A 19,992-nucleotide genomic window follows, 5' to 3' on the forward strand; every position below is an offset into this window, starting at 1 on the left:
TGATCTGGACATCGTGCGCACGAACCCGCCCGTGGAGCCGGTGACCGGCGTCGCACCGCATGACGCGGGGGTAGGGGTGATCGAGGTATGAGACTGACCATTCTCGGCGGCGGCGGCTTCCGGGTCCCGCTGGTCTACCGGGCGCTGCTCGGGGACCGCGGACAGGGCAGGGTGACCCACGTCACCCTGCACGACCTGGACCCCTCCCGCATCGCGGCGATCGGCCGGGTGCTCGCCGAGCAGGCCCGGGAGGTCCCCGGCGCCCCGGAGGTGCGGATCACCACCGACCTGGACGAGGCCGTCACCGGCGCCGACTTCGTCTTCTCGGCGATCCGCGTCGGCGGCCTCGAAGGGCGGGCCGTGGACGAGCGGGTCGCCCTGGAGGAAGGCGTCCTCGGCCAGGAGACGGTGGGCGCCGGCGGCATCGCCTACGGGCTGCGCACGCTGCCGGTGGCCGTGCACATCGCCCGCCGGGTGGCCGCCCTCGCCCCGGACGCCTGGGTCATCAACTTCACCAACCCGGCGGGCACCGTCACCGAGGCGATGTCCCGCCACCTCGGCGACCGCGTCATCGGCATCTGCGACTCGCCGGTGGGCCTCGGCCGGCGGGTGGCGCACGCGCTCGGCGTCGACCCCTCGGTGGTCCGGCTGGACTACGCCGGCCTGAACCACCTGGGCTGGCTGCGCGCCGTACGCGTGGGCGGCCGCGACCTGCTGCCCGGCCTGCTCGCCGACGACGCCGCCGTGACCTCCTTCGAGGAGGGCAAGCTGTTCGGCGGCGAGTGGCTGCGCACCATCGGCGCCATCCCGAACGAGTACCTGCACTACTACTACTTCCATCGCGAGGCCGTGGAGGCCGCGCGCGCCGCCCGGAGCACGCGGGGGGCGCTGCTCATCGAGCAGCAGCGGCGCTTCTACGCCGAGACCGGCGGCTCGGCGCTCGAGCTGTGGGAGAGCACCCGGCTGGAGCGCGAGACGACCTACATGGCCGAGAACCGCGAGGCCGCCGGCGCCGGCGAGCGGGCGTCCAGCGACCTTGCGTCCGGCGGCTACGACCGGGTCGCCCTGGCGCTCATGCGCGCGATCGCGCTGGACGAGCGCACGACGCTCATCCTCAACGTCCGCAACCGCGGCTCCATCGCCGCCCTCGACGAAGACGCCGTGGTCGAGGTGCCCTGCTTCGTCGACGCCAACGGCGCCCGCCCGATGGTGGTGGACCCGCTGCCCGGCCACGCCCAGGGCCTGGTCACCAGCGTCAAGGCGGCCGAGCGCGCGGTGATCGAGGCGGCGGCCACCGGCTCGCGCCGCGCCGCCCTGCGCGCCTTCGCCGTCCACCCGCTGGTGGACTCCGTCGCACTCGCCGGACGGCTGCTCGAACGATACGAACGGGAACTGCCCCAGCTCGGCTACCTGGGCGAAGGGAACTGACCCCGGACGCACGACGACGCGAGCCCGTCGATGCGCGCATCGACGGGGGTGCGCATCGACGGAGTGCGCGCGGCGACCGCCTGATCACCCGCGCGAGCCTGGGTGTGACACACCCACCGTGGATGCGCCGGAACGCCGTACGTTGACAGAATGGAGGTTCTGGCTGACTTGCTGCGCGCGCTGCGCGAGACGGCGCCGCCGCCCGGCGCCCCGGTCCGGGCGGACGGCCACCGGCGGCCCCCGGGGCTGCGACGGGAAGAGGTGGCCGCGCTCGCCGGCCTGCATCCCGCGTACTACGCACGGCTTGAGCAGGGGCTCGAGCGAGATCCCCCCGACTGGGTGCTGGCGGCCCTGGCGCGGGTCTTCGACCTCGACGCGGCGGGAGCCGAGCGGATGTACCTGCTCGCCCACCCGCCCGCGGGGCCGACCCGGCTCTCCCAGCGGGTGCGCTGGACCGTGGAGAACTGGCACACCGCCCCGGTCTTCGCCGTCAACCGGCGGCTGGACGTGCTGGCCGCCAACGGCATGGCGCGCATCCTGTTCGACGGCATGGACCACACCGACAACCTGATGCGGCACGCCTTCCTCGCCCCCGCCGCGCAGGAGTTCTTCCCCGAGTGGGAGCGGGAGGCCGGCTCGAAGGTCGCCCATCTCCGCGAGGCCGCCACCGAGGCCCCCGCCGAGGCCGACCGCGACCGCCCCGAGCTGTACGAGCTGGTCGACCAGCTCTCCTCGGAGAGCGCCGACTTCCAGCGGATGTGGTCCCGCCAGGACGTCGAGGTCGACGAGTACAAGCGCATGTACCACCACGCGGTGGGCGAGATCCTGCTCCGGCACGACACGCTGACCGTGCGCAGCGCCCCCGGCGTGCTGCTCTACGTGTGCCACGCCGAGCCCGGCACCCCCTCCGAGGAGGCCCTCACCCTCCTCGGCATCCTCGCCGCCGGCCAGACGAGCCCGGGGCGTCCCTAGTCCCGCCGAGCCCGGCCGCCTTGCTCGCCCCAGGGCGGCCGGCGATCATCCCCCCGCGCCGGATCGCCCCCCGCGGATGCCCTGCGCATGCCGGCCCGGTGATCTCCCGGGACCGGGGCGCCGGGGTCACGCCAGGGCGTGGGCCGGGGTCCACAGGGCGTCGATGGCCCGCTGCGCCGCCGTGAGGCTCTCGGCGGCCTGCGGGATCAGCTCGGCCATCGCCGGCTGCACCTCCGCGAGGGTGAGCTCGGCGGTGATGAAGCGCGGTTCCAGACCCGTCATCGAGATCCCGTGCGGCAGCCACGACTGGGCGTGGTCCCAGCCCTCGCGCGGCGTGCCCTCGCCGTACCCGCCGCCACGGGAGGCGATGACCACGAAGTCCCTGCCGCCGAGCAGGCCCGCCCCCGTGGCGGGGTCGGTGGACAGCCCCGGGGCGATCAGGTGGTCGACCCACGCCTTGACCGTGCTGGGCACGCCGAAGTTGTACAGCGGCAGGCCCAGCACGATCGTGTCGGCCTCCCGGATCTCGCCGATCAGTTGCGCGGTCAGCGCCCAGGAGGCGGCCTGGGCGGGGGTGTGCTGCTCGGCGGGCACCATCCGTGCCAGCCCTCCGGCCTCGTCGAAGTGCGGCAGCGGGTGACGGCCCAGGTCACGGTAGGTGACGGTGCCGCCGGGGTGTGCCGCGCGCCAGCCCTCGACGGCCCGGGCCGTGAGCCTGCGGCTGACCGAGTGCTCGCCCCGGATGCTGGCGTCGATGTGCAACAGATGAGCCATGTCGCTTCTCCTCCACAAATCGTTTGTGTAGGACAAATCATTAATGCCCCACCGACCGAACGTCAAGTCGGCTAGACTTCTCGCCATGACCTCCCCGCCGGCCGCCGACCGGCAGTCGCACCGGTCGGGCCCCCTGCTCGACCACCTGGCGCGCCGCGTGCGGCTCCGCGCCGAGACGGTGCTCGTCCCTCTCGGTCTGCGCCCGCGCCACCTCGTCGCCCTGACGGTGCTGCGCGCCCAGGGCGGGTGCTCCCAGCAGTCGCTCGCCGCGACGCTCGAGATGGACGGCACCAACATCGTCGGGCTGCTGAACGAGCTCGAGACGGGCGATCTCATCGCGCGCCGACGCTCCCCCGAAGACCGCCGGCGCCACATCGTCGAGCTCACCCCCGCGGGCACCGATCTGCTGTGCCAGGCCGAATGCGCCATGGCCGCCGCCGAGGACGAGGTCTTCGGCGCCCTCGACCAGGCCGAGCGCGAGAGCCTCTACGCCCTGCTCAGCAAGGCCGCGACCGGCTCCGAGATCCCCTGCGCCGCCGCCGACTCCGCCGCCGAGGCCGCGGCCTCCTGCGCCGCCGCGGAATCCGCGGCATTCTGCGCCGCCGCCGACCACGACTGAGGGCCGGCGGTGGGCGCCGACCCGGTCGGCTATGCCGTCCTGGACCTGGAGACGACCGGCCTGCGGCCCTCACGGCACCGCGTCGTCGAGATCGGCGTGGTGCACCTGGCCCCCAGCGGCCGGTTCACCGGCCAGTGGTGCACCTTGCTCGACCCCGGAGGCGACCTCGGGCCACGGAGCGTCCACGGCCTCACGACTGCGGACGTCCGCGACGCCCCCGCGTTCGGCGACATCGCGGGCACGCTCACGGGCCTGCTGCGCGGCCGGGTGCCCGTCGCGCACAACCTGCGCTTCGACCTGGCCTTCCTTCGCCGGGAGTTCGACCGGCTCGGGGCGGGGCTCCCGCGCCTGGACCGCATCGGCGTGTGCACGATGGCCGAGGCCGCCCGGCTGCTCGCCTACGCGCCGCGTTCCCTCGCCGCCTGCTGCGCCGCGGCCGGCGTCCGCCTCGAACGGCGCCATGACGCGCTGGCCGACGCCCGTGCCACGGCCGGCCTCCTGCAGTACTACCTCGACGTGACCGCCCCCGCCCCGCCGTGGCACGGGCGCCTGGCCGAGGCCGCCGAGGTGCGCTGGCCGGCCGTCCCCGGCACCGCGCCACCGCGCGCGCGGCCAGGCGCCGCCCGCCACGGGAGCGGCGCCGGCGACCGCTGAGCACACAGGCGTGCCAATAGGACGCCGGCGGGCCGCGGGCTGTCGACCTCCAGCCGCGCGGTCCAGGCGCGCGGTCCAGGCGCGCGGCCGGGGCGGGCCGAGCGGTCACCCGCGCCGGCCGCCCGGTCAGGCGGTGGCGACGGCGTCGAGGTAGGTCCAGGCGCCCTGGTGGCGGGCGAAGCGGCTCTTCTCCCGCAGTTCGCCGGGACGCCCACGGTAGGTGTAGCCGGCGCGGAAGGTGACCGTGCCGTCGGTGTGGACGGGGCTGCCACCGGAGACGTCCTCGATCTCCAGGCCGGTCCACCGCATGCCGCGTTCGAACTCCACGCGCGGCGGCCGGGTCGTCGGATGCCAGGTGCGCAGCAGATACGCCTCGTCCTCGACCGCGAACGCGGCGTAGCGCGAGCGCATGAGCGCCTCGGCCGTCGGCGCGGCGGCGCCGGCGTGGAACCGGCCGCAGCACTCGCCGTAGGCGGCGGGCAGGCCGCAGGGGCAGGCCCGCTCCGCGCGCGGCGGCGTACGCCGGGGTTGGGAGCCGTGCTTCACCCCGCGAGGCTACCGTGCGGCCGGCGCCTGGAGCGCGCGCGCCCGGAGCCCGCTCCATGCGAGCCCTCAGCGCCCGGTCCACACGAGCCACCGGCACCCGCTCCACACGAGCCGCCGGCGTGTCCGATCCCGTCGTTGGCGTGATCCCGCCACGCCCGGCGCGGGACGCGCGGAGGCGGGGTGGCCGGGCCACCTTGGGACGGCGTTCCCGCAGGTCGGCGCCACTTGGCCGACAGGCGGAGACGGCTGGTCCGCGCCCGATCCTCACATATGCGTGTTAATTCTTGTTTAACGTGCTTTGTCCCGCTCTTGCCGTGAAAGCCACGATCCAACCACGATGCTCCACGTGGGTGTGCAAGATCCCCTTATAACCCCTTTTTCCGTCCCCCACGGGTACCCCACGGCCCGTGAAGGAGATCGTGTGTCCATCCCCCGCCTCTGGCGAGCGGCCCTGATCGGGACCACCGCACTCGCCCTGCTGGCCCCCCAATCAGTGGCGTACAGCGCCACGCAGGCCGCCCCCGCGTCCGACAAGATCGATCGCGTGGTCCGGGCCGACCTGTCCAAGGACGACAAGGCCACCTTCTGGGTGCGCCTGAAGGACGGCGCCGACCTGCGCGCCGCGCGCGCGGCCAAGACCAAGGCCGACAAGGGCCGCCAGGTCTACCGCGCCAAGACCGAGACCGCCGCCTCCTCCCAGGCGGGCCTGCGCAAACTGCTGAAGGCCGCGCACGCCGACTTCACCCCCTTCTGGATCGTCAACGCCGTCAAGGTGACCGGCGACGCGGCCCTGGCGGCCGACATCGCCGAGCTGCCCGAGGTGGCGGCGATCGAGCCGTCCAAGGTCGTCCCGCTGCCCGACCCCGCGCCGGGCACGGCCAAGGCCACGACCGCCTCCGTCGAGTGGAACATCGACCGCATCAACGCCCCCAAGGTGTGGAACGAGCTCGGCGACCACGGCGAGGGCGTCACCATCGCCAGCATCGACACCGGCGTGCAGTGGGACCACCCCGCGCTGGTCTCCCAATACCGCGGGACCGGACCGGACGGCACCGTCGACCACGACTACAACTGGTACGACCCCTCCGGCGCCTGCCCCTCCAAGGCCCCGTGCGACGACCGCGGCCACGGCACCCACACCATGGGCACCATGGTCGGCGACGACGGCGGCGCCAACGCCATCGGCGTCGCCCCCGGCGCCAAGTGGATCGCCGCGAAGGCGTGCTTCACCGTCGGCGGGTGCCCCGACTACGCCCTGCTCGCCGCCGGGCAGTGGATCATCGCGCCCACCGACCTGAACAACCAGAACCCCCGGCCCGACCTCGCCCCCGACATCGTCAACAACTCCTGGGGCGGCGAGGGCATCGACCTCTGGTACACCGACATGGTGTCGGCATGGGTCGCCGCCGGCATCTTCCCCGCCTTCTCCAACGGCAACGCGGGCCCGGCGTGCGGCACCACCGGCACGCCCGGCGGCTACGTCGCCAGCTACAGCGCGGGCGCGTTCGACGCGAGCGGCCACATCGCCTACTTCTCCTCCCGGGGGCCCGGCGAGAACGGCGAGATCAAGCCGAACATCTCCGCGCCCGGCGTCGACATCCGCTCCGCGCTGCCCGGCGGCGGCTACGGCCTGAAGTCCGGCACCTCGATGGCCAGCCCGCACGTCGCCGCGACGGTGGCGCTCATGTGGTCGGCCTCCCCGTTCCTGCGCAACGACGTGGACAACACGCGCGCGCTGCTCGACGGCACAGCGGTCGACGTCGACGACGAGGGCTGCGGCGGCACCGCGCAGGACAACTTCGTCTGGGGCGAGGGCATGCTGGACGCCTACGCCGCGGTCAAGGCCACCCCGGCCGGCGAGCTCGGCACGCTGACCGGCAGGGTCACCTCGGGCGGCTCTCCCGTCGAGGGAGCCACCGTGAGCGTCTCGGGCCCGCTGAGCCGCGCCGTCCCCACCGCGCAGGACGGCACCTACACCCTCCCCCGCCTGCTGAGCGGCGAGTACAAGCTCACGGTGAAGAAGTTCACCTACGACGACGCGACCGCGACCGTCACCGTCTCCACCGATCGGACCGTCACCCAGGACCTGACGCTGACCGCTCAGGAGCTGAGCACGGTGTCGGGAACGGTCACCAGCGTCGGACAGCCCGAGCCGGGCGCCACCGTGACCGCGGCCGGCACCCCGGCCACCACGGTCACCGACGCGAACGGCCGCTACGAGCTGCGGCTGCCGCACAAGACCTACGACCTCAAGGCCGCACCGCCCTCGCTGTGCTCGGAGAAGACCACCGTGCCCGTCACGGTGACCGGTGACACGGCCAAGGACATCGAGCTGACCGTCCGCAGTGACGCCTTCGGGCACACCTGCAGGAGCGACGCCAAGCCGTTCGTCAAGGGCACGCACCTGGAGCCGCTGGTCTGGGACGACGAGACCCAGACGGTCGGCCTGCCGTTCGCCTTCCCGTTCTACGGCAAGACCTACACCAGCGGCGTCGTGAGCACCAACGGCTACGTCAGCTTCGGCACCGACCGCTACTCCTTCCCGACCCACGGCCCGCTGCCCTCCACCGACGGGCCCAACGGCGCGATCTACCCGTACTGGGCCGACCTGCAGATCATCGACGGCGAGGGCGGGCTCTACACCTCCACCATCGGCACGGCGCCGAACCGTACCTTCGTCCTCGAATGGCGCAACGCGCGGTTCCTCGGCGTCGACGGGATCATCTCCTTCGAGGCGCTGCTCGGCGAGGACGGCTCGGTCGAGTTCCGCTACAGCGGAATCGACGACACCTACAAGGCCGGTCAGAAGGCCACGGTCGGCATCGAGAACGGGGACGGCACCGACGCGTTGCAGTACTCCCTGGACGACGCGGCGGTTCGCGACGACCAGACGCTGGTCTTCGCCGCTCGGGGTCACGGACTGGCGGCCGGGACCGTCACCGACGCCAACGACGGCAAGCCCCTGGCCGGCGCGACGGTGAAGGTGGGCGACGCGGCCTCCTTCACCACCGCGGCCGACGGCACCTTCCTCGGACAGGTTCCCGCCGGGGACTACGAGCTGGAGGTCTCAGCGGAGAACTACGGCACCTTCACCAAGGAGGTCACCGTCACCGCTGGCGCGCGCAGCGCGTTCGACACCGCGCTCGCCACCGGCCGGGTCACCGCCTCGACCGGGCGGCTCACCCTGGTCATGCCCGCCTCCGCCACCAGGAAGGGCACCGTCGAGCTGTCCAACACCGGCGCGGACGCGACCTACACCGTCGAGTCCGACCCCGCCCAGACCTGGCTGACGGTCACCCCGGCGAGCGGGCGCATCGCGGCGGGCGGATCGGTGACCCTCCAGGTCACCGCCTCCAGCTCCGGCGTCCGGCCGGGTGAGTTCCGCTCAAGCGCGCTGGTCGTGCGCTCCTCCAGCGGCCGGGCTCCGGCCTTCCCGGTCGTCGTGACCGTCGTGGTGCCCAAGCTGCGGGTCGCCATCGACGCCGGCGGTGACAAGAGCACCATCGACGCCGCGGGCGACACCTGGACGGCCGACCGGCGGTACGCCCCTGGCGGCAGCGGCCACGTGGGCGAGGGCAAGGCGTCCACGACGAAGAGCACGATCTCCGGCACCGCCGACCAGGCGCTGTTCGCCAGCGCCCGGGAAGGGATGCACGGCTACCGGTTCGACGGCGTGCCCGACGGCGTCTACACCGTCGAGCTCGGCTTCGCCGAGACCCGGAACAAGCGGCCGGGCCAGCGCGTCTTCGACGTCCGCATCGACGGCGAGGTCGCGGCGCAAGCGCTCGACATCGCCCGCGAGGCCGGCCAGAACGCCGCGCTGACCCGGCAGTACACGGTGAAGGTCACCGGCGGACGGCTCGACGTGAACTTCGTCGCACGGACCGGCGATCCGATCGTCAGCGCCATCCGCCTCACCGAACGCCCCGACAAGACGGCCGGCTGACCCCCGGTCCGCCGTCTCCCGACCACCGGCCCGTCGCTGTCGCGGCGGGCCGGTCCCATGCCCGGCGGCTCCGGGGGCAGGCTCACTCGCCGATGCGCAGGCCGGCGATGAGGCCGTCTCTGAGGGTGAAACCGTAGGTCAGCCGCACCTCGCCGCCGGGGAAGTCACCCCGGACGAGCGTGTGCGCCTCGTAGTCGTCCCCGCCGGTGTGCGCGGTGTCGAGGACGGTGACCGTGTAGGTCCACCTGCCCGCCGTCGCCTCGCGCCAGCCCCGGATCTCGCTGCGGCCGCGGTAGGTGTGCCCCTCGTCGGAGACGGTGCCGTCCTCGGTGAAGCAGCGGGCGACCGCCTCGTGGTCGTGCCCCTCGGCCGCCGTGAAGTACCGCTCGATCTGGTCCATCTCCTGCCCTCCCGCTCCTGTCGCTACATTCGGTCTGTAGCCAATGTAACACCAGGTATACCAGAGGCGCCGCTACAATCGATACATGGCTACTCGGACGGACTCCCGGAGCAAGGTCGGCGCCGGTGCCCGCGACCGGCTGCTGCTCGCCGCCGGCCAGTTGCTGAACGAGTCGAAGGACGGGCAGGTCTCCACCCGCGCCATCTGCGAGCGCGCCGGGGTGCGGGCGCCCACGCTCTACCACCACTTCGGCAGCAAGCAGGGCCTGGTCGACGCCGTGGTGAACTACGGGTTCACCCAGTACGTCGAGCCGGACGGCGACGCCGGGGACGCATGCGCCGACCCGGTCGAGGCCGTCCGCGACGGCTGGGACCGGCACGTGCGGTACGGGCTGGACCACCCGTCCTTCTACGTCCTGCTGTACGGCCAGATCGAACCGGGCACGCCCTGCTCGCTGACCTCCAGCGCCGAGGCCATGCTGCTGCGCCTGCTCACACCGCTCGCGCGGCGGGGACGGCTGCGGACCGGCGCGGCGGAGGCGGCGCGGCAGATCGCGGCGGCCAACGCCGGCGTCACCCTCAGCCTCATCGCCCAGCCCGAGGACCGTCGCGATCCGGCGATGTCACGCCAGGTGCGCGACACGATCCTCGGCTCACTCATCGTCCCCGAGCCTGAAGCGGGCGAGGCCCGGACGGGCGTGGGCGCGCTGGCCGGCGCCCTGTCGGCGGCGCTGGACACCGAGGGCGCCGCCGCGCTCACCCCCGCCGAGGAGCTCATGCTCAAAGAGTGGCTGCGGCGCCTGACCTGAGACCCGCCCGCCGCCGGCCTCGCCGAGCTCGCCGCGCACGGCGTCGAGCGGTGGTTCCTGGACGACCCCCGCGGCGTCGAGGGATTCCATCCCCGCCTGCGCCTGGTGGAGACCGGCAGCCCCGCCGAACCGGCCCTGCTCAGGCACGCCCCTTTGTACTACCGGCTGCTGGTGGCCATGATCGGTCTGGTGCCCTCCTGGAAGAACGCCGGCTGGGTGCTGCGCTACCGGTTCTGACCCCGCCAGCCCAAGGAGACACACGTGAGCGTCGAGCTTTCCGAGGACCCGTTCCATCGCCGGCTGCACCATGTGGCCCCGGCGGAGATGACGGGCGACACCTCGCAGACCGGCGGGATGCTGCGGCGGGCCGCCATCAGCGGCGCGAGCGTCGGGTCCAGGCGCCTGTGGATGGGCCAGACGCACGTGGCCCCGGCCACGGTGTCCGCCGCCCATCACCACGGCGACTCCGAGACCGCGATCTACGTGGTCAGCGGCACCCCGTCGTTCGTGTTCCTCGACGTGGAGGGCGGCGAGCCGCACGAGGTGCGGATCGACGCCGCGCCCGGCGACTACATCTTCGTGCCGCCGTTCGTGCCGCACCGGGAGGAGAACCCCGACCCCGAGGTGGAGGCGGTCGTGGTCATCGCGCGCAGTACGCAGGAGGCGATCGTGGTCAACCTGCCCGAGCTGAAGTGGACCGGCCCTGCCCGGACGTCCACCTGACCGCGGGACGGCCGCGACGGCTCACCCCGTCGAGGCGCGTGCCCGCGTGGTGCGGATGGACGCCCGGACGGGCGTTCTGGCAGGTGTTACGAGCGGACGCGGACGGCGGGCGCCGGGTCTGCGCCGTCAGCGCGCACGGGCGCTCCGGCCGGCGGGCGACCCGCCGGCCGGAGGCGCTGGGAACCGCGTGACGGTCAGCCGTTCAGGCGGCAGCCGTCGGTGGTCCTGCCGTTGTCGCAGCGGTTGAGTTGCAGGCTGTCGAGCAGGTAGGCGAAGGTCTGCCCCGCCGGGCTCACCACCGACAACTGCACGGTGGCCGCGCCGGTCGGCGCGATCGCCGACACCGCGTACTCCTGCCAGCCGGACGTCAGGGAGTAGGTCGAGCTGTCGGAGGTCGAGATGAGGCCGCTGGAGGAGTTGTACCAGGACAGCCGCAGCTTGACGTTGCCGGAGGTGCCGGTGGTCAGGCGGGCGAAGAACTTGTACCGCTGCCCCGCGGTCACCGCCGGTTTACGGGTGACCGACACCGCGCCCTCGGCGTACGACTGCACGTTCATGGTCAGCGACCGCCGGCCGTCGTAGTACCGCGCCGAGGTCTGCCCGTCGGGTCCCGGCGGGGTCTCCTGCATCCAGCCGCCGCCGGACACGGTGAAGCCCGTGGGGTTGCCGTACGGGGCGTCCGCCTCGATCGTGCGTTCCTGCGCGGTCAGCAGGTCGTTGCTGTACCCCACGTCGCAGCAGGTCGGCGTGGTGAACATCGAGTAGGCGGCGAGGTTGACCTTGCGGGTGTCGGGATAGCTGGAGGTGTAGAAGGTCGCCGAGGTCTCGCTCGGGTCGTAGTAGGTGTTGAACTCCTGGTCGATCTGCCAGTCGTTGTACTGGCTGATCATGATGTCGTTGATCGAGAAGGTGTTCGGCACCTCGCTGACCTTCGCGTGGTCCACGTCGTACAGGTGGATCAGCTCGTGCATCAGGGTGCCGCTGTCCCATTCGTCGGCGGTCGCCACGCAGACGTCGCCGCAGTGGGCGGTCGCCGTGCCGTCGAAGTCCTCGAACACCAGGTACTTGCGGTTGGCGTTGTCGTAACCGGCCGCGAACAGGTCGTCGGCGATGACGTCGGGCGGGGTCTCACCGGCGATGACGGCGTTCTCGATCTTCTCCGGCACCACGAGCGCGTGGGCGTATCCGGAGGAGGTGCCGGTGTTGTAGCCGCTCCGGCAGCTCAGCTTGACGTGCTGGTCGTAGTCGGTGGACTCGTCGAGCAGCCAGTCCATCCTGTCGACGATCTTGGCGATGCGCTCGACGTAGGACTCGTAGTTGTTGCCGTTGCCGTCGTGCCAGGCGTAGATCACCTGGACCGCGGGAGCGGCGGAGGTCGTGTTCTTGGGGTCCGCCGGCGTCGTGGTGCACCCGCGCTGGGGGACGCTGGCGTCCACCGGCTGGGCGTAGGGCGCGACGGGCTCGGTCCCGATGGGGTTGAAGGTGGCGTGCGCCGGGCTCGTCATCGTCAGGACGATGAGACCTGCCGCCACCGCGGCCGAGGCGAAGCGATAAAGCTTCGACGACAAAAGGGGCTCCTCCCGTGGGTAATGCGTGCACGGGAAGACTAATCACGACTTATGGCGAAAAAGTGAACAGCGTGAGTCTTGTCACAATTTATCGATAATCCCGCGCCTAGAGTGACCCCGTCTCAGCCCGTCCATCGTAAGAAAGTGCCATTCATCCGTCGCATCACCCATTCCCCGAAAATAGCCGTGGACCATGCTATTGGGCCCCTATTTGGGATGATCGGCAGATTAGCGACCTGTGCACCCATTGGGATATCCATGCCCGACAGCGGCCAACGTCAGCTAGCGCCCCCGTTCATCCCTGATCGTTCGTTTGCTCCCGGTCGCCCGGGAGCGAACGAACCAGGGACGGCTAGTGGTCGTGGTCGCAGGAGACGCGGGCCTTCTCCAGTTCCGCCGGGTCGTTCCACCAGAAGGCCGCGGCGCTCGGGTGGACGGGGACACGGGCCCTGACCTTGCCGCGGGCCGCCAGGGCGGCGGGCGGCCCGGCCTGGTCGGTGGTCGTGGAGGACGGGTAGGGCGCCAGTAGCCCCTCGACCGTGTGGTGCCTGCCGCCGACGACGACGGCGACGACGTTCGCGGCGTCCTCGATGCGCGTCAGCGGGTCGCCGTCGACGATGGCCAGGTCGGCGTACATGCCCTTGCCGATCCTGCCCAGCGGCAGCCCGAGGTAGGCGCCGGACGTGCTCGTCGCGGTGATCAGCGTCTCCCGCGGGGTCAGGCCGTACTTCACCATGGCCCGCAGGTTCATGTGCAGGCTGACCGCGAGGTGGTCGATCGGCGCGTCGGTCCCGGCGGTGACGACGCCGCCGCCGCGGACCATCGCCACCAGCTGCGCGACCTGGTTGGCGAGGTTGGCCCGGTTGGCCGTCTGGTCGGTCGTCCGCGCGGTGGTGACGCTCGCCTCGAGCTTGGCCATCCGCCAGTTCGGGTAGAGCCGGCGGACCCGCTCGTCGGTGACCAGCGAGGTGTCCTCCTTGTAGAGGGTCGCGGAGCCGAACAGGGTCGGGGTCCTGGCCATCTTCGAGGCGTTGAACATGGCGATGACGTCGGAGTAGGCGGAGCCGACGTTCGTGACCGTGCGCGAGTAGCCGAACCTGTTGGTCGCGCCGACGTGCTCGGTGCCGTCTCCGCCCATCGCGATCGCCGGGTAGTGGTAGTGGGAGGTGACCGGCTTGCCCCTGCGGTGGGCCCACTCGATGACCTCCTTGTGCCAGACGACGGGCAGCCGCACGTAGCACTTCATCAGGTCGTAGCCGAGGTCCTCGGCCCTTTCCAGCTCGAGTCTCAGCTGCTGGTGGGAGTAGGTCGGGCGCATGAAGTTGTAGTAGACGCGCGGCCCGTCGATGGCCTCACCGGTGGCGATGTAGCGCGGTGCGAGCCGGGCGCCCGACTGGACCGACTCGCGCTCCTCGACCATGTGGTAGGCGGGTGAGCCGGGCGAGCGGGTGGTCGTCACGCCGAGGGCGAGCCACAGCGGCCCCTGCCGCGACCCGTAGGCGTACCCCTGCATCTCTCGGTGGTGGTGGATGTCGATCAGCCCCGGCATGACGAACCTGTCGCCGGCGTCGACGAGCGTGCCGCGCCGTCCCGGCCGGTGCGGCTCGACCGCGACGACGCGCTGGCCGCGCACGATGATGTCGACGTCGCGGGCCACGGTGGCGGAGACGCCGTCCCACATGCGGCCGGCGTGCACGACGACCTCGTCCGGGCCGGGGTCGTTGCGCCAGGACAGCTCGACGGGGACGGTCCGGACGTGCCCGCCGTCGACGCGGACCGTCTTCAGCCTGCCGCCGTTGAGGTAGAGCAGGGTGGCGGAGTCGCCCGCCCACACCGGGGCGTCCGACACCTCCCGGGTGACCTGCCGGGCGGGCCCGGTGGGCCGTCCGGCCGGGTCGACCGGCAGCACCCATACGACCGACTCCATGGCGAAGGCCAGCATGGTGCCGTCCGGCGACCAGACGGGGCCGTCGTCGCCGCGGGTCTGCAGGGACCGGTGCGGGGCCGGGTCGACGTAGGCGCCGGCGCCCGTCGCCCGGTCGACCAGGAGGATCTTGGACAGGCCCTCGCGGTAGCGTCGCGAGTACGGCACGACCGCCGCCAGCGCGATCGTCCTGCCATCTGGCGACCAGGTCGGCCGGCCCGGCTCGAAGGTCGCGTCGAAGACCTTCTGGACCTCCCCGGCGGCGACGTCCAGGACCCACAGGGCGCCGTCCTGGTCCAGGTAGGCGATCTCCTTGCCGTCCGGTGACCACCGGACCGACAGGGCGGCCGAGTCCGACAGGTGGGTGAGCTGCGTGTCGGCGCCGGTCGCGAGGTCGCGGACCCAGATGTTGAGCGTGCCGGTGCGGTCGGTGACGAACGCCAGCCGCCGCCCGTCCGGGGAGAAGTCGGGGTCGGCCTTCCACCACCGGTCGCCGAACAGCGGGGACGGCCTGCCTCCGGCGCGCGTCAGGTAGATGTCGTTGAGCGCGCGGAAGGCGATGGCGGTGCCGTCGGGGGACACCGCCGGGCTGCCGATGCCGGCGACCGGGAACCTCCCGGGCGCGTCGAACACGCGGACGCTCTTGCGGTACTTCGGGGTCGTCGTGGTCAGCGCGGCGGTGAAGCCGACCGTGCCGGCGGACGCCGAGCCGAGGCGGCGGGTGCGGACGGCGCCGCCGGAGGTGTAGTAGTAGCGCCCGTCCCGCAGGAACCGCGCTCTGAACGGGAAGACCTCCTCGCCGGAGACGAGCGTGCCCGCGGTGCAGGCCAGTTCGTTGACCCCGTCGTGGAACAGGTGGTAGGCGATGTCGGTCCCGTTCGGCAGGAAGGACGGCTGATGGACGACCTGGCCGGCCGGGACGGTGACCGCGGTGCGGCGGGCGCCGGTGGCCACCTCCACGACGTCGATCCTGGTGTCGGTGACGACGAACGCGACGCGGCTCCCGTCGGGCGACCAGGCCGGTTCGTACTCCTCGGCGGAGGTGTCGGCCAGGACGCGCGTCGCGCCGGTGGCGACGTCGAGCAGGTGGACGCCGTAGCCGCCGCCGGCGTCGCTGGAGTAGGCGATGGTGCGCCCGTCCGGGCTGTAGCGGGGCTCGCGGTGGTCGAAGGGCCCGGTGGTGAGCCTCCTGATCGCCGACCCGTCGGGGCGGATCGTCCACAGGTCGAAGACGGCGTCGCGGTAGGACTGGAACACGATGGTGGACCCGTCGGGCGACCAGTCGGGCTGGGCGATGTCGTACAGGTCGCTGGTGAGCCGGCGCGCGGTGCCGCCGGAGGCCGAGCAGACCCACAGGACGCCGAGCATGTCCAGGGCGAGCGTGCGACCGTCTGGTGAGACGGCGACGGCGAAGTCGGTGCCGGACGCGACCGGGGTTCGGCCGTCGCGGCCGTCGCCCGTGGTCTCGGCGCGCGCGGGGAGGGAGGGGACCAGCGTGGCGGCCAGAGCGCCTCCGGCGCCGGCCAGCACCGCCCGGCGGGACGGGCGGAACGGTGAACCGGTGGGGAGGACGGATGGGTCGGGGGAGGCTGGTGTGGGGGACATTACGACAGTATGCGCGCCGGAGCGCTGACCGGAAGGTGACATCGAACCGACCGGCGACGCCCCGGACCGCCGACCAGCACTAACGACAGACACCACTAATTCATCAAAAGCCCTACGTGCCCCGCAAATGCCACAATAAAGAAATAGAGCACATCCAGCGACATTCGGAACTTCGTCCCCATAACATCGAGCGGGCCGCCTTCGTGGTCCCTTGAACTCCGTTCGGCACCGCGGCCGCGGTCTCGGACCTCTCAGCGTCACGGAAGGTTCGCCGATGTCAATGCCTCGCCCGGTGACAGGCCCTGTGGCACCGACCGGCGTCCGTCGTCCCGCACCGGCACGCCGCGGCGCCGCGGCGCTCGGCCTCGCCGTCGCCACGACCCTCGCGGGGGTCGTCGTCGACCCGGCCGCCGCGTCCCCGGACGCCGCCGTCGGGCCGGTCTTCCAGGACGGCCTCGCCCAGCCGGTGTTCTCCGCCGACCCCGACGACTGGATCCGCCAGGAGGTATGGGTCGAGACGACGGTCGACAGCGACGGCGACGGGCGCAGGGACCGGGTGCACGCCGAGGTCACCCGGCTCCGGGAGACCGAGACGGCCGGGCTGAGGTCGCCCGTCGTGTACGAGGCCAGTCCGTACTACGCCGGCGGCAACCCGATCGGCAACCACGACGTCGACCACGAGCTGTACGAGGCACGGCGCCCAGGCCAGGACGACCGGGACGGCCAGGTGCTGGACCCGCGGACCGACGAGCGGCCGGCCGCCGCCGACGCCGACGGGGCCGGGAACGCCAGGAGCATCGACGGCACCGGCCCCGGACCGGCCATCAGCACCAGCCACGAGGCCAACTGGCTGCCGCGCGGTTTCGCCGTCGTCCACGCCGAGTCGCTGGGCAGCGGCAGATCCGACGGGTGCCCGACCATCGGCGGCCGCGACGAGACCATCGGCGCCGCCTCCGTCGTCGACTGGCTCAACGGCCGGGCGAAGGCCTACGACGCCACGGGCGCGCAGGTGCGGGCCACCTGGACCACCGGCAGGGTCGGCATGATCGGCACCTCCTACAACGGCACCCTGCCCAACGCCGTCGCGAGCACGGGCGTCAAGGGGCTGGAGGCCATCGTGCCGATCTCGGCGATCTCGAGCTGGTACGACTACTACCGCGCCAACGGCGCCGTCGTCGCCCCCGGCGGCTACCAGGGCGAGGACACCGACGTGCTCGCCGAGTACGTCTACACCCGCGCCGACCGGGCGGTCTGCCGGAGCGTCATCGACGGGCTCGCGAAGGCGCAGGACCGGGTGACCGGCGACTACAACCGCTTCTGGGACGAGCGCGACTACGTGAACGACGTCCGCCGCGTCCACGCCGCCGTCCTGGTCGCGCACGGGCTCAACGACTGGAACGTCAAGACCAAGCAGGCCGCGCGGTGGTACGAGGCGCTCAAGGCGCGTCACGTGCCGCACAAGATCTACCTGCACCAGGGCGGCCACGGCGGCTCCCCCGGCCTCGACGTGCTGAACCGCTGGTTCACCCGCTACCTGTGGGACCACCGCAACGGCGTGGAGAACGACCCGCGGGCGCTGGTCCAGCGTGAGGACCGCAGCCTGGTGCAGTACACCGAGTGGCCCGACCCGGCCGCGGCCGGCGTCCGCCTGCACCTGGCGCCGGGCATCGGCGGAACCGCGGGCGTGCTCACCTCTGGCCGGACCCGCCAGGGCGCGCCGGTGACCGAGACCTTCGTCGACGACGCGTCACAGCCGGCGCAGGCACTGGCCGACGTGGCGGCCTCCGCGAACCGCCTGGCCTACAGGTCCGGCCCGCTGGCCGGCGCGGTGCGGCTCAGCGGCACCCCGGAGCTGTCGCTGCGGATGTCCTTCGGCCGGCCCGCCGCCAACCTCACGGCGCTGCTGGTCGACCACGACCCGAGCGGCAAGGCGAAGATCATCACCCGCGGCTGGGCCGACCCGCAGAACCGCAGGTCGCTCTGGAGGTCCGACCCGGTCAAGCCCGGCACCCCGTACCGCCTGCGCTTCGACATGCAGCCGCACGACTATGTGTTCCCGGCCGGCCACCGGATCGGCCTGGTGCTGCTGTCCAGCGACCACGACCACACCATCCGTCCCGCCCCCGGCGCGACCCTGACCCTCGACCCCACCAGGAGCACGGTCACGCTGCCGCTGGTAGGAGCGACGAACGCCCTCATCCCGGTCACCGGCTGACCCCGCCTCCACCCGGCGGGGCGCGCCACCCGGACGGCCCCGCCGCGCCGACGCGGCACCGGACACCCGGAGAACAGAGCCGACCGGCCTCCGGCGTACGCGTCCTCCGGTACGCCGCGCGCTCCCCCGCTCGTCCGCGCGCCTGAGGCCGCCGAAGATTCCGGGTGAACCCGGTCAACCCGGGGTGGCGCTCGGGGCGTGTCAGGGGTGGCTTTCAGTGACGAGAGGAGACCGGGTGGATGCCGATTTCGCGGATTTCGTACGGCGCCGGGGAGACCATCACCTGAGAACGGCCGTCCTGCTCACCGGGGACTGGCACACCGCCGAGGATCTGGTGCAGTCCTGCCTCGGCAAGTTGTACCGGGTATGGGACCGGCTGGACACCAGCAGCGAGCCCGACGCCTACCTGCGCCGCATCCTGGTCAACACCCACCGCTCGTGGTGGCGCGCCCGGTGGCGGCGGGAGGTCCCCCGTCCCGACCTGCCGGAAGCGGCCGGCTCGGGCGATGTGGCGGATGCCCGGGCGGTGGCCGAGGACGTCCGCAAGGCGCTGGCGAAGCTGCCCGTGAGGCAGCGCACGGCCCTGGTGCTGCGCTTCTTCGTCGACCTGCCCGAAGCGGAGGTCGCCGACCTGATGGGCTGCTCCACGGGCACGGTCAAGTCCCACACGCATCGCGGCCTGCGAGCGATGCGCCTGCTGATCTCACCCGAGACGGCTGTCAACCAACCCGAGCAAGAAGGGAGTGGAGTCCGGTGAACCACCAACGACAGGAGCCTTCCATGAACGAGAGTGAACTCCGCACCCTGCTCGTCAGGGCGACCGAGGATCGGCCCGCGGGCATCGACCTCATGCCGGTGACGATTCGCGCACCCCGGCGGGCCCGGTCCCTGGTGCCGGTGATCGCCACGGCCGGTGTCGCCGCCACGGTCGGCACGACCGTGCTGGTGCTGCTCGGCGGCCAGCCCTCGGCACAGGCCCAGGTGGCCGCCGCGGTGGACAACACCAGCAAGGAGAGCTACCGCATCCACGGCGATTCCGGCGCCAAGGCGTTCGACGGCGCCTTCGACCCGGTCCGGCGCGTCGGCGTCGTCAACGGGAGAAGTGGCGGCGGGACCGACACCATCTTCATCGGCGACCGGATGTACGTCAGGGAGGCCGGCGCGGCGAAATGGCACCTCTACCCGCGCAACCAGGGGCAGGAGAAGGGCGCGCCGGCGGCCACCGCCCTGGTCAAGCTCGCCCCCCAGGACCCCCAGGCCGCCCTGCAGAAGCTCCGGTCGGCCACCGACGTCCACGAGGACGGCACGGCCTCGGGAACCGGCTGGACCGGCCGGCGGTTCACCTTCTCGCTGAAGGACCAGAAGTGGACCGGCCCCGCCGGCGCTTCCAAGGAGTCGTTCGACGCCACCGGCTCGGTGGAGGTGGACGACCAGGGACGGGTACGGCGACTGGAGGTCACCTTCAGCGACAACGGCCAGCGTGACGTCATCGACTTCGCCGACTTCGGCACTCCGGTGACGGTCACGGCACCGCCCGCCGACCAGGTGGAGCAGAAGCCGGGGCCCGATCCGGACGACAAGCCGACCGGCAAGCCGGGCGACCCGACCCGCGAACCGGACGACCCGAACAAGCCGGTCAACAAGCCGGTGGACCCGGGGCAGAAGCCGAGCGAGGAGCCGTCCGCCAAGAAGCCCTGACCGGCACCATCGCATGACGGCACCATCGCATGACGGCACCATCGCATGACGGCACCATCGCATGACGGCACCATCGCATGACGGCACCATCGCATGACGGCACCATCGCATG

16 protein-coding genes are annotated in these 19,992 nt (G+C 72.3%); 11 read left to right on the forward strand and 5 right to left on the reverse strand.

The features are described 5' to 3' along the window. Positions 1-87 precede the first annotated feature (87 nt). Together ABZU32_RS35025 and ABZU32_RS35030 are read left to right on the forward strand one after the other, a co-directional pair. Positions 88-1,428, forward strand: coding sequence for a 6-phospho-beta-glucosidase (locus tag ABZU32_RS35025; protein WP_354929399.1), 1,341 nt, complete (start codon positions 88-90; stop codon positions 1,426-1,428). Between the two features lie 150 nt (positions 1,429-1,578). Further along, positions 1,579-2,400 (forward strand): helix-turn-helix transcriptional regulator, encoded by an 822-nt coding sequence (locus ABZU32_RS35030; protein ID WP_354929402.1) that lies wholly within the window; start codon positions 1,579-1,581, stop codon positions 2,398-2,400. A gap of 126 nt (positions 2,401-2,526) precedes the next feature. Here the strand turns inward: ABZU32_RS35030 and ABZU32_RS35035 are convergent, their stop codons facing one another. Continuing rightward, positions 2,527-3,174 (reverse strand): NAD(P)H-dependent oxidoreductase, encoded by a 648-nt coding sequence (locus ABZU32_RS35035; RefSeq protein WP_354836514.1) that lies wholly within the window; start codon positions 3,172-3,174, stop codon positions 2,527-2,529. 85 nt (positions 3,175-3,259) lie between these two features. On the opposite strand from ABZU32_RS35035, the gene ABZU32_RS35040 reads away from it, so the two are divergent. Both ABZU32_RS35040 and ABZU32_RS35045 read left to right on the forward strand, forming a co-directional pair. Beyond that, the gene (locus ABZU32_RS35040) at positions 3,260-3,793 is read left to right on the forward strand and encodes a MarR family winged helix-turn-helix transcriptional regulator (RefSeq protein ID WP_354836516.1); all 534 of its coding nucleotides are present in this window, start codon (positions 3,260-3,262) and stop codon (positions 3,791-3,793) included. 9 nt (positions 3,794-3,802) lie between these two features. Further along, entirely contained in the window at positions 3,803-4,447 is a 645-nt protein-coding gene (locus tag ABZU32_RS35045) for a 3'-5' exonuclease (protein ID WP_354929405.1), read from the forward strand. A gap of 126 nt (positions 4,448-4,573) precedes the next feature. Here ABZU32_RS35045 and ABZU32_RS35050 read toward each other — a convergent pair whose 3' ends face one another. Beyond that, positions 4,574-4,993: a YchJ family metal-binding protein gene (locus tag ABZU32_RS35050; protein WP_354929408.1), complete on the reverse strand. Its 420-nt coding sequence runs from the start codon at positions 4,991-4,993 to the stop codon at positions 4,574-4,576. A 421-nt stretch (positions 4,994-5,414) separates the two neighbouring features. Here ABZU32_RS35050 and ABZU32_RS35055 point away from each other — a divergent pair, with 421 nt between their 5' ends. Then, entirely contained in the window at positions 5,415-8,939 is a 3,525-nt protein-coding gene (locus ABZU32_RS35055) for a S8 family serine peptidase (RefSeq protein WP_354929411.1), read from the forward strand. Between the two features lie 82 nt (positions 8,940-9,021). Here ABZU32_RS35055 and ABZU32_RS35060 read toward each other — a convergent pair whose 3' ends face one another. Then, the gene (locus ABZU32_RS35060) at positions 9,022-9,339 is read right to left on the reverse strand and encodes a nuclear transport factor 2 family protein (RefSeq protein ID WP_354929414.1); all 318 of its coding nucleotides are present in this window, start codon (positions 9,337-9,339) and stop codon (positions 9,022-9,024) included. Between the two features lie 85 nt (positions 9,340-9,424). On the opposite strand from ABZU32_RS35060, the gene ABZU32_RS35065 reads away from it, so the two are divergent. The 3 genes from ABZU32_RS35065 to ABZU32_RS35075 all read left to right on the forward strand — a co-directional run bounded on the left by ABZU32_RS35065 (position 9,425) and on the right by ABZU32_RS35075 (position 10,870). Beyond that, complete coding sequence (locus ABZU32_RS35065) at positions 9,425-10,147, forward strand: TetR/AcrR family transcriptional regulator (protein WP_354929417.1); 723 nt, start codon at positions 9,425-9,427, stop codon at positions 10,145-10,147. A gap of 105 nt (positions 10,148-10,252) precedes the next feature. Beyond that, positions 10,253-10,384, forward strand: coding sequence for a hypothetical protein (locus tag ABZU32_RS35070; RefSeq protein WP_354929420.1), 132 nt, complete (start codon positions 10,253-10,255; stop codon positions 10,382-10,384). A gap of 24 nt (positions 10,385-10,408) precedes the next feature. Continuing rightward, positions 10,409-10,870, forward strand: a complete 462-nt coding sequence (locus tag ABZU32_RS35075) for a cupin domain-containing protein (protein ID WP_354929423.1) — start codon at positions 10,409-10,411, stop codon at positions 10,868-10,870. 194 nt (positions 10,871-11,064) lie between these two features. Here the strand turns inward: ABZU32_RS35075 and ABZU32_RS35080 are convergent, their stop codons facing one another. Next, a complete protein-coding gene (locus tag ABZU32_RS35080; RefSeq protein WP_354836526.1) occupies positions 11,065-12,438 on the reverse strand; it encodes a hypothetical protein in 1,374 nt (457 codons plus the stop codon). A gap of 352 nt (positions 12,439-12,790) precedes the next feature. Beyond that, entirely contained in the window at positions 12,791-15,967 is a 3,177-nt protein-coding gene (locus ABZU32_RS35085) for an amidohydrolase family protein (RefSeq protein WP_354929426.1), read from the reverse strand. Between the two features lie 274 nt (positions 15,968-16,241). Between ABZU32_RS35085 and ABZU32_RS35090 the strand changes: the two genes are divergently transcribed. The 3 genes from ABZU32_RS35090 to ABZU32_RS35100 all read left to right on the forward strand — a co-directional run bounded on the left by ABZU32_RS35090 (position 16,242) and on the right by ABZU32_RS35100 (position 19,880). Continuing rightward, positions 16,242-18,182, forward strand: a complete 1,941-nt coding sequence (locus ABZU32_RS35090) for a Xaa-Pro dipeptidyl-peptidase (protein WP_354929429.1) — start codon at positions 16,242-16,244, stop codon at positions 18,180-18,182. Between the two features lie 235 nt (positions 18,183-18,417). Continuing rightward, entirely contained in the window at positions 18,418-18,939 is a 522-nt protein-coding gene (locus tag ABZU32_RS35095) for a SigE family RNA polymerase sigma factor (protein ID WP_354836532.1), read from the forward strand. A gap of 23 nt (positions 18,940-18,962) precedes the next feature. Continuing rightward, positions 18,963-19,880: a hypothetical protein gene (locus ABZU32_RS35100; RefSeq protein ID WP_354929432.1), complete on the forward strand. Its 918-nt coding sequence runs from the start codon at positions 18,963-18,965 to the stop codon at positions 19,878-19,880. The last annotated feature ends 112 nt before the right edge of the window (positions 19,881-19,992 follow it).

It is taken from the genome of Sphaerisporangium sp. NPDC005288, assembly GCF_040607475.1.
Lineage (GTDB): Bacteria > Actinomycetota > Actinomycetes > Streptosporangiales > Streptosporangiaceae > Sphaerisporangium > Sphaerisporangium rhizosphaerae.